We start from the raw sequence: 10421 nt of genomic DNA, 5'->3' as shown, positions 1-10421 counted from the left end.
CCGTTTCAATAGCCCACAAACAGGGTAGTTTTTTCGAAAAAACGATAAAAGTCACGCTTTCTTCAAAAAAAATGTCTAAACCAATCGTAGTCCGCTTTCACTCCCCTTTACATGCACAGAAAAAGGCCGTCCCCGCTCGCAGATAAATCCACTACGGAAACAGCCTCATCGTATTTAATCTTTCAGGCTGCCGAGAAAGTCTCGACAGGCTTTTTTATGTGAATTTGATTTCCCACGACATCGCGTTAACGATTACCGGCGCCAACCCGTCAACTCACGCGCACAAGCCCTATTATTGACTTGAAAATGCCAAGGCTAACGGACCCTGGTTCCGTTATTTGGCCCTGGAGGCGTGTTTTGGAAATCTAACGGACCCTGGTTCCGTTATTCCATCCGAAAGCGCTTCATCTCCCCATCCTTTAGCCGGATAAAGGAACTACGGTCCGTTAGCGATGGAAATGGGGCGATTTTTGGCAAATAACGGACGCATTGTCCGTTAAAGCGCGAAAGAGGACGAGGCATATTTAACCAAACCCTACACGCGGCCGCTCACGTTCCTTGGTCTCAAGAGCCACTGCGCGGATCGAGGTGATGGGGATGTACAGGAGCTGGTACTCCGTACGGTATTTGATAAACTTCTCATCCACCGTCTCCAGAACACCGTCTCTGCTGCTCGTACCGTCCACAAAATGAATTGTAACCTTTTGCCCAAGCAAATCTGTCAGCATAACTTAACCGCTCCTTCATTATAGTTTGGTAATGATTTTGTCGATAATCCCATACTCCAGCGCTTCCCCGGCGGACATAAAATAATCCCTTTCCATATCTCTGGCAACCTTCTCTGCCGGCTGGCCGGTCCGTTCAGCAGTAATTTGGACGATTTTTTCGCGGATTTTCAGAATGCGGGCAGCGCTGATTGCAATGTCACTGGCCTGGCCCTGTGCGCCCCCATGCGGCTGATGAATCATAACCTCGCTGTTCGGCAGCGCATAACGTTTGCCCGTCGCCCCTGCCAGAAGCAGCAGTGAACCAAAGGATGCCGCCATCCCTGTACAGATCGTATTGATCTGCGGTTTGATTACCTGCATCGTATCATAAATCCCGAAGCCGGCGGAAGTAGATCCCCCGGGACTGTTGATGAACATTTGAATATCCTTATCCGGCTCATCCGCCGCCAGGAACAATAGCTGGGCAATAATACTGTTCGCAAGCTGATCGTCAATAGCCGCACCCACCAGCACAATCCGGTCCTTCAGCAGCCGGGAATAAATATCGTAAGAACGTTCGCCTCGGCCAGTTTGTTCAATAACGTAGGGGATAACACCCATTCTACATACCTCCTGTGATTTGCGTAGTTTATATCCTGTAAACGGATAAGACAAACCAAAGGATACGGAACCCCTACTTTACAAATCGCTTCGTCACAGGCGTATCTTTTACAATATGCAGTTCGTTTATATAATAGAGGGAACCCTTCTTTGGAAGTACCGGATAAGGAGATGAGGCCAAGTGATAATTCTTGAAAAGCATACCGTGATCCCTGCGGATGAACAGACGCTCCGGCTGCTGGGTGCAGCCCTGAACCGTTATTGCCTTGCGCTCACCCGCTCCGGCCCCGAGGCCGAAGATCTGGCGCAGGAAACCTGGGTCAAAGCGCTCGGGTACCGCAAATTCAGCATCACTCCGAATCCTGAAGCCCTGCTGCTGCGGATTGCCAAAAATACATGGATTGATACCACCCGCCGTAAATCCGCCCTGGGGCGTGCTCTGGAACAAAGCCAGCCTGAAGCCGCACATCCGGCAGATCCGGGAAGCAGTGCAGAAATCGGGATTGTTTTCCAGGCTCTGATCAAACATTTGTCCCCGCTGCAGCGGTCTGTATTTCTGCTGCGCGATGTGCTGGGATATTCCGCAAATGAAGCTGCGCAGAAGCTGGACACCAGCGAAGGAGCTGTAAAAGCCGCGCTTCACCGTGCCCGTACGGCACTTACTGCTGTCCGCAGGGAATTGCTGGCCCATGACGGGCCTGCAGTATCCGGGGATGCTGATTTCCGGGCGCTGCTGCAGGCACTTGCAGAAGCCTACGAACAGGGGCAGCTTCCCGTGATGCTGGAGCTGCTGCGCCAGGAAAAGGCAGCCGGAATGACGATGGCGGTAAGCAGCGGAACCGTTCATGCGCTCTATACAGATGGGGGCAGCTGCTATGGAACTTCCGGCTTCAGCGGAATGAATGCCCGGATGCGGATGGCGGCTTAAGAGGCTGTTCTTTTTGTTACAATAATTGCTGGGAGACCAGGAATTATGATGCCGTAATTTTCCATGATTGTACTTTGTGCTAGGAGTGTGAATTATGCGGAATATACTTGTACTCGGCGGAACCCGTTTTTTTGGCAAAAGACTTGTTGAACGGCTCCTGCAGGACCAGGATACACAGGTAACCATCCTCACCCGGGGCAATACAGAGGACAGCTTTGGCGGATATGAGTGGCTGAACAGACTCTATGCAGACCGTACCGATACAGCTGCCCTTGCTGAAGCGGTTCAGGACGACAAGTGGGATGTCGTCTATGACAACATCTGCTATTCACCGGATGAGGCGGCAGACGCTGCCCGGATTTTTGCCGGGAATGCGAAACGTTACATCTTGACCTCCAGCCTGTCCGTTTATGACTCCAAACCGGAAGCGCTGACGGAAGCAGACTTTGACCCTTACAGCTATCCTGTACAGACGGGCGGAAAAGATGACCACAGCTACCAGGAGGGCAAACGCCTGGCAGAGACAGTACTGCTGAAACAGACGGCGTTTCCGGTTGCAGCGGTCCGCTTTCCCATTGTACTGGGGATTGATGATTACACGCGGAGGCTTCATTTTCATATCGGCCATGTCCGTGAAGGCAAGCCTGTCGGTGTTCCCAACCCGGAAGCCGTCATCTCCTTTATCCGCTCGGATGAAGCCGCAGAGTTCCTCTACTGGCTGGGGCATTCATCGTTGACCGGACCCGTAAATGCCTGTTCGGACGGCACCTTATCCATCGGTGAGATTCTTGCCGTCATTGAACAAGCAACCGGGCAGCAAGCGCTGACCATGCAAAAAACCGCCAAAGCAGACATGTCCCCTTTCGGGATTGAACAGTCCTGGCATATGGACACCACAAAAGCCCGCAAAGCGGGCTTCTCATTCCTGTCACTGTCTGCGTGGTTTCCGGAGCTCGTCAGCTACATCAATGACTCATTCGGCCAGCGCGAGTAAGTCGTCCTTCTCTTCCGGAGGCTGAACCCCGCTGCGGTGTTCTTCCATCGACAGCAGCTGGCCGGAGCGGGGTTCCCCCTCCTCTGATTTTTCAGCAATTTTGAAAATATTGATCTCCCTGAACAACCGCTGGGAAATCTCATTGATCTCCACCGCCTGCCGGGCGATGTCATGGATGGCCTGATCCTGCTGGGTGCTGGACGCAGTGACCTCCTGAACCCCGGCAGCCGTCTCTTCTGCTACAGAAGCAACGGAATGAATGGATTCGGCCAGCCGGGAATTAAGCTTACGGGTCTGCTCCACCTTGCCGTGAATCTGGCCGATCTGCCGGCTGATTCCCATAATCGATCCGTCAATAGCCTCGAAGGAAGCAAGGGTCTGTGCAACCTGATGATCCTGCTCTTCCAGGCTTTTTTTGGTTTCCAGCATATGCTGCTGAAATTCTGCCATACTGTCCTGCAGCTCATGAATGATCCGGCTGATGTGAATCGAAGAATCGTTGGTCTGCACCGATAAATGCCGGACTTCTCCGGCAATCACAGCGAAGCCTTTGCCTGCTGCTCCGGCCCGCGCCGCTTCAATGGAGGCATTCAGTGAGAGAATATTCGTCTGCTTGGAAATCTCTGTGATCGAATTGGTGATCCGGGAAATATCCCTGCTGTTCTCCACCAGCTTCTCCAGCGCCTCATACACTTTGCCGATGGATTCACGCGAATGCCGTGAAATTTCCCGCAGCGCAGTAACGGTATCCGATCCTTTGCGGGTATTCTGATTCGCATGTTCACTAGTGGACAGCATGGTACCGGTATATTCCGTGATCTCCTCTACTTCCCGCTCCAGCTCCTGCAGCAGCACTGCGCTGTGCTCGGATTGTACCGCCTGCTGATCGGCACCTGCCGAGATTTCCTGTATCGTCCGCACGATGATTTTATTGGTATGGGCTGTGACGGCTGAATACTGCTGAAAGGAAGCTGCATAGTCAGCCAGTGAAGAGGCGGCAGCCAAGGTCTGGGACAGCATCCCGCGGACCCGGGCAACCATATGGTCAAAATGATAGCTAAGCCTGCCAAGCTCGTCATTATACGGAGAGTTGATCTGCTGGCGCAGGTCGCCTTCCGAAATTTGCCGCAGCGCCTCCTGAAGCTTTCTTACCGGAGACAGGAAGGAGCGGAGCATCATCCAGCCCAGCACCAGGGTGAACAGAAAGATCCCCGCGGCCGCAACCACTACGACCGACACGGTCTGGCCCAGCAGCCTGAAAGATTCATCCTGCGCCTGTTCCGCATTTTCTGCTGCTGCCGAATACAGCTGTTCATTGGTGTTCATCATGTTCTGATGTAACGTTAATGCCTCTGTATGTATAACATCCATTTGTTCCAGCACAGTCAGCGGATCCAGATTTTCGTCTTCCATCGTCTGTACCAGTTCTTCAAAGCGGGCCGTATATTGAGCAGCTTCTTCTCTCAGCACCTGAAGTTCCTGGAATCCCGGCGCATTCCGGGTAAAATCGACCTTGGCCAGCTCGTCCCCGAACTTTTGCTGCTTCTCCCTGAATGCTCCAGCGAGCTCCAAATCGCTGGATTCGGCCAGCGAAGTTTCCAGGCTGTTCATCTCCTGCAGCAGTCCGGTCATCGCCGAAACCGTGATTCTTTTTTCCATCTCGGACTTCTGCCGTTCCATGGAGACTTCCACCTGATTAATCTTGTACCCCTGATACACCGCTACTCCCAAAAAAATGAGCGTAACAGCAGAAAAACTTAGGATCAACTTCCATTTCATAGATAAATGCAGCCGGCTACCCTTCAAGAGTATCATCCCTCCATACCTATCTTCAGAATCTATTAGTCTATTAGACCTACAAACTCATTCTAAAGGCCGGATATTAAATAGTCTCCCAAGTTTTGTATGCGGACCGTAAACCATTAACAAAAAACCCCCGGAGCTCGTCCGGAGGCCAAATTAACTATACTATAAATTACTGTTGAGCGTTCTCATCCATGTACATGATTTCCCACAGATGCCCGTCAATATCCTGAAAACTCCAGGTATACATAAAACCCATATCCGAGGGATCATTGTAGGGCTTCCCTCCGGCAGCCAGCGCCTTCTTCACCAGCTCGTCCACCTGCTCCCGGCTTACGGCTGAAATTGCGGTAATCACTTCTGTGTGGCTGGAGGTATCAGTTATCGCCTTGGACGAAAAGGTACTGAAAAACTCCCGGGTCAGCAGCATCGCATACGTCTTGTCGTTGATAATCATACACGTAGCGTTCTCATCCGTATAATTCGGATCAAACTCAAAGCCCACAGCGGTAAAAAATTCAACCGATGCCTGCAGATCCTTTACCGGAAAATTAATAAAAACCTGGCCTGCCTGAAATCCCATACCTGATCACCTCTCGCGTATATTTGAGCCTGTCTCGTTCCTTTTTGATTATAGCACCGGAAGAGAGATTTAGTTCAATTTTTTGGTAAAAAGTATTTCCAAAGGCTGGCTGTCCAGCATTAAACACCCGGCATCTGTATAACCCAGTTTTCTATAAAAATGCTGTGCACCCTCGTCGGCTTGCGATGAAGTCATAACCATCCTGTAACCCTGCAGCTTCATGTCATTCTCCCAGTGTACGGTCACAGCTTTGCCCAGCCCCTGGCTGCGGTACGGCTGATCAATCCACAGCATATTCATGAACGGTGTATTGTCCCAAAAGTATCCGTAACGCATCCACCCGAGGATGGCCTCATTCTCATCGCGTAATAAGTAAATTTCCTTTCCGCTGATTTTAGGTATAATCAACTTTTCCTGGAGATGACGGTCCCGGTTCTTGATCCAGTCGTAGTCGTTATCGGTTGCAAAAGAGATGTTCATTGCTTGGCAATTCCTTTCTGCTATTCGGATGGATTTTCGTTATCGTTATAGCTCTACCATAGTTATGTCCGGCTCAAGTAAGCAATGGTGAGAACGAATATAACTGTTTTCTACCCATTACTGCTGCGGCAAAAAGCCCCTGACGCTATTTTTAGCGCCAGGGGCCAATGATTCACAAGCCAAATGATTACTGCACCGCTTGGAGCAGCTTGGCCAGCATATGCGCCGTTTCCTCCCGCGTAGCCGAAGCCTGCGGCGCAAAGTTCACGCTGCCGCCAGCAGCGGCCTGGCCGGACAGGATGCCTGCCTGCACCGCAGCCTCTGCCGCTTCCAGCGCATAAGCGCTGATGGACTGCTGATCAGCGAATGCTGCAGAAGCTCCGGTTGCCGGCAGGTTCCAGTTCATTGCCTCCGCCAACCGGATAATCATCACTGCCAGCTGCTCGCGTGTGACAGCCGCTTTAGGCTCAAACTTGCCGTCTCCGGTGCCATTGACGATTTTGTTCGTGCTCGCCCATGTCACAGCCGATGCGAAGTAGTCTGCCGGCTTCACATCCGTGAAGCTGCCGGATGCCGGGGTGTTCAGCTCAGCCCCGGCCAGCCGGGCCAGCAGCAGGGCCGCATCAGCGCGGCTGAGCCTGCTTTTCAGGCCAAACTGCTCTGCCGAGATGCCGGTAATCACGCCGCGTGCCGCAAGATATGTGATGGAATCCTTGGCGTAACTGTTTGCAGTATCCGTGAAGGCTGGCTTGTTGTAGCCTACGGCGTAAATGGAGAAGTGTCCGGTACGGAATGACAGCTGACCCGTTGCTGTATTGTAGCTGCTGCCGGGCAGGACAACCAATCCGCCCTCTGCGGTTACGTTATAAGCCGCTACCGCATTGCTGTCTTCACCGGAAGCCAATGTATACGGAATGCTGACTGCCGCAGTTCCGCTGCCGAAGCTGGAAATGTTCCGGGTGCCCGCCTGAACTGTGAGTCTTACTGCCGGACGGCTGCCAACCAGGCTGTCCGCAGCCGGACTACTGCCGGGACTTGCTGCAGCAATGCTCAGACTGATTTCTTCACCGCCCGCTGAGCTCTGAATGGCCGAGACCGCCGCGCGGTCGAAGGAAATGGTGCCTTTCCCGCCGGTCAAAGTCACTGTCTCAAGTGTGCTGCCGGCGATACCGGCCCAGGCCGCTGCCGGAACCTTCAGGGTAATATCACCTTCTGCGCCATCAGCCGGGATACGGAATACCAGCTCTTTGGCCGCCGAAGGATTCAGCGCCTCAAGTGCTGCCGCAACCTGTTCTGCGGTAACAGCGAAGCTTACGTTGCCGGAAGCATCTGCAGCTGATGTAACGGCAATGACTGCTTTACCGGCTTCAATACTCACCGCTGCTTCAGGCGCTGCCGTTACTGGCGTTGATGTTCCGGTCCCTGTTCCAGTTCCGCCGGAAGGGTTACTTCCTGTCCCTGGCTGGGAAATAACCGGATCTGCGGCCGCAACAGTCACCTGTGATTCAGCCAGACCATAGCCGTCCGCACTGTATACAGACACTACTACCGAACCGGCTGCATGCGGAGTCACGGTACCGTTCTGATCCACTGAGGCTACAGCAGAATTGGAGGAGCTCCAGTTAAGCCCTTGCGCCGCCCCCTTACCATATTCAACCCCTGCTTTCAGCGCTGCACCTGCTCCTCCTGCTTTCAAAGACAGCGAAGACTGGTCGAGGCTGACCTTTGTTACATTCAGCTGATAAACAGCAACCGTTCCTCCGACTTCGTTGGCAACCAGCACCAGCGGCAGTCCGGTCGGGCTGTCAGCAGCCGGGATGAATTCAATGCCTTCCGGTCCTGTATCGGTCTCCAGATTATCTTTTGGCGTGAATATGCGGGTATTGATATAATTTACAAACTGCGGCTCTTCCGGATGGGTCACATCGTAAGTCATCAGACCGCCGATCCGCTCCAGTCCGACGAATGCCAGCGCGTTTTTGCCTACCTTGCCTACCTTGACGTATTCAGGCTCCGGTCCTTTTTTGGGACTGCGGCTGTCCAGGGTTGTATTGCTGTTGCTGGCATTGAAATAGGCGGGAAGACGCTCTGCGGTAATTTTCTCAAAATCACTGCCGCTGTCGTAGACCTGCTTCATGGTGTCCGCCTCCCAGATCGAGAAGGAACGGCCCCCGTACAGATAGACTCCGTCATGGCCCATATCCGACATGACCTCTACCCCGTCATACTTCGTATTTCCGTTCAGGAACTTCGCGGCCTCAGACTCCGGATTCAATGAAGATTTTATTTTACCGATCTTCGTCGCATTTTCCTTGCTGTCCCATTCTGTGGCATCTCCTTCGTTTGCCGTAAACAGATAGGTTTTGCCGTTCACCGTATATTGGCTGATGCCGTCCGGCATGTAGACACCGTAGAAGGGTACATTTTCCAGATTGATCATTTTGTCGCTGAGCAGATCAAGCCCGTTCCCTGGCAAGCTCAGATCCTTGACTCCAAGGCCTTTGACCCAGAGCAGCTTGCGGGAGGCAATATCGATGGCCGCTATGGCGTTGTTCTCCTGAAGGCTTACATATGCTGTTGTCTGATCATCTGACAGCTCAATGAACTCCGGCTCCAGGTCGCGTACGGCCTCTTCCTTTCCGCCTTTTCCGGTAATCAGCTTACTCTCGGGATCTACTGCACCGCGGATGTGCACAAGATCATCAACAAGCGCCGGGTTATCGAATTTAACCAGCTGTACTTCCTTGGTGACTGTATCAATTATCGTTACGCTGCCCTCAGGGTCACCTTCCAGTGTGCGGGGCTCCGCTTCATCAGCAGTAAGAATATAACGGCCGTCTTCCGTATATTTGATCATGTCCGGCTGGACCCCGGCTTCATAAGTTTCCAGATGCTTGCCGTCATAATCGAGGACAAGCACTTTGCCGTTCTTCATTGCATCCGCTTCCTGTACGGCTACAGCAATCCGCTTGGCGGCGGTATTGATATCCACACTCGTCAGGTCGCCATAGACGAAACCTCCGGTCTCCGCCAGCTGTTCCACATTGATGCTTGCTTCTTTTTCAGGATGGACACCATCCTTAAGATTAACGATATCCACCGACGCAGGTTGTGTAGCACCGTTAACGAGATAGAATTTCCCGTTGTCCCGGTTATACTTGACAATCTCCGCTACACCGCCGTCCTCGCTGGTTGTACCGACCGAGTACCCGCCGATCTTTGTAATGCTGATCACATCTTCAACTGTCTGTTGGACAGTCAGCGGGAGAAGCGCTTCGGCTTTAACTGAAGGTGCTGCACTGTCGTAAACGGTGAGCGTTACGGATGAAGTACCGGCTTCAAGCGGGGTACCGCTGATTGTACCGGATACTGCGTCGATATTCAGGCCGTCAGGCAGACCTGCCGCAGCGAAAGAATACGGTGCTGTACCGCCGTAAACGGAGAGGGACACCGTATAAGGAGAACCTGCAGCCGCATCCGGAAGCGAAGTATTGGCGATACCGAGTGCAGGGGCCGTTACACCCCATGCTCCGTCGCTGCTGCTGTGCGGCCGCATCAGATTCATTGCCGATGCATCAAGGTCAGCGAACGAAATCTGGGCCAAATCCCTCTTATTGTTATCCGTATCGGCATAATCCGCACGGCGCACTGACTTTTGCTTGGAGGTACCGCCGCTTTTGCCTGTCGGATATTCACTCTCATAGCCGTCAATTGCAGACCCGTTGTCATTTCCCGCTGTGCCGATCATATCTACATAAGCCGGGGTTTTGGCCAGGAAGGGGTTCGCTGTTTCCAGCAGATCTGTACTGCTGAGCAGCACCACTTTCATCCCTTTGTTATAAAAAAGAAGATCTTTCCACTGCTGATCGCCCTTGCTGCTGATATCGCTTTGATGGACGGGATTATTTTTATCATCTGTGATCAGATAGGAGGAACGGGCCTTGATGACACCGGCCAGCTCCAGCTTGCTCCATGTGCCGTTCATATGGGGATCGGAGTACTGCACCGACCAGCCGTTCAAATTCACATCCGAATCCGTAGGATTATAGAGTTCAATAAAACCTTTGGAGAAATAACCTTCTGTAGTTCCGGCATCTCCGCCGCCATAGACCTGGTTGATAATAATGTGGGGAACGGTTACATCATAAATGCCGCTGGCGTTGTACGGGGTGCCGGGGATAGCTGCGGCCGCTGCCGCCAAGGGACCTGCCGCTAATGCCGTACCGGCCGCAAGCTCTGCGGCGAGGAGAAGTGAGAGGATCGTTTTGCCAGTTGAATTCAAGGGATAGTCACTCCAGTGCTCTA

At 52.7% G+C, this 10421-nt stretch carries 8 protein-coding genes; 2 read left to right on the top strand and 6 right to left on the bottom strand.

Annotated elements, in window-relative coordinates:
* Positions 1-524: 524 nt before the first annotated feature.
* A complete protein-coding gene (locus C2I18_RS22180; protein WP_249897902.1) occupies positions 525-728 on the bottom strand; it encodes a hypothetical protein in 204 nt (67 codons plus the stop codon).
* An 18-nt stretch (positions 729-746) separates the two neighbouring features.
* Positions 747-1328, bottom strand: a complete 582-nt coding sequence (gene clpP, locus C2I18_RS22175; protein WP_249897901.1) for an ATP-dependent Clp endopeptidase proteolytic subunit ClpP — start codon at positions 1326-1328, stop codon at positions 747-749.
* Positions 1329-1509: 181 nt separating this feature from the next.
* Between clpP and C2I18_RS22170 the strand changes: the two genes are divergently transcribed.
* Entirely contained in the window at positions 1510-2256 is a 747-nt protein-coding gene (locus C2I18_RS22170; protein ID WP_249897900.1) for an RNA polymerase sigma factor, read from the top strand.
* A 94-nt stretch (positions 2257-2350) separates the two neighbouring features.
* Positions 2351-3250, top strand: a complete 900-nt coding sequence (locus C2I18_RS22165; RefSeq protein ID WP_249897899.1) for an NAD-dependent epimerase/dehydratase family protein — start codon at positions 2351-2353, stop codon at positions 3248-3250.
* Here C2I18_RS22165 and C2I18_RS22160 read toward each other — a convergent pair.
* The 4 genes from C2I18_RS22160 to C2I18_RS22145 all read right to left on the bottom strand — a co-directional run bounded on the left by C2I18_RS22160 (position 3230) and on the right by C2I18_RS22145 (position 10398).
* A complete protein-coding gene (locus C2I18_RS22160; protein WP_249897898.1) occupies positions 3230-5029 on the bottom strand; it encodes a methyl-accepting chemotaxis protein in 1800 nt (599 codons plus the stop codon). The genes C2I18_RS22165 and C2I18_RS22160 overlap by 21 nt on opposite strands.
* Before the next feature lie 196 nt (positions 5030-5225).
* On the bottom strand, positions 5226-5636 hold the full coding sequence (locus tag C2I18_RS22155) for a VOC family protein (RefSeq protein WP_249897897.1): 411 nt from the start codon (positions 5634-5636) through the stop codon (positions 5226-5228).
* 69 nt (positions 5637-5705) lie between these two features.
* Positions 5706-6116, bottom strand: coding sequence for a GNAT family N-acetyltransferase (locus tag C2I18_RS22150; protein ID WP_249897896.1), 411 nt, complete (start codon positions 6114-6116; stop codon positions 5706-5708).
* 187 nt (positions 6117-6303) lie between these two features.
* On the bottom strand, positions 6304-10398 hold the full coding sequence (locus tag C2I18_RS22145; RefSeq protein ID WP_249897895.1) for a choice-of-anchor I family protein: 4095 nt from the start codon (positions 10396-10398) through the stop codon (positions 6304-6306).
* Positions 10399-10421 lie beyond the last annotated feature (23 nt).

This window comes from Paenibacillus sp. PK3_47, assembly GCF_023520895.1.
In the GTDB taxonomy this organism is placed as follows: Bacteria; Bacillota; Bacilli; order Paenibacillales; family Paenibacillaceae; genus Paenibacillus_AQ.
Note: the sequence above shows the minus strand (reverse complement) of the source record. Positions and strands in the feature narration are given on the sequence as shown.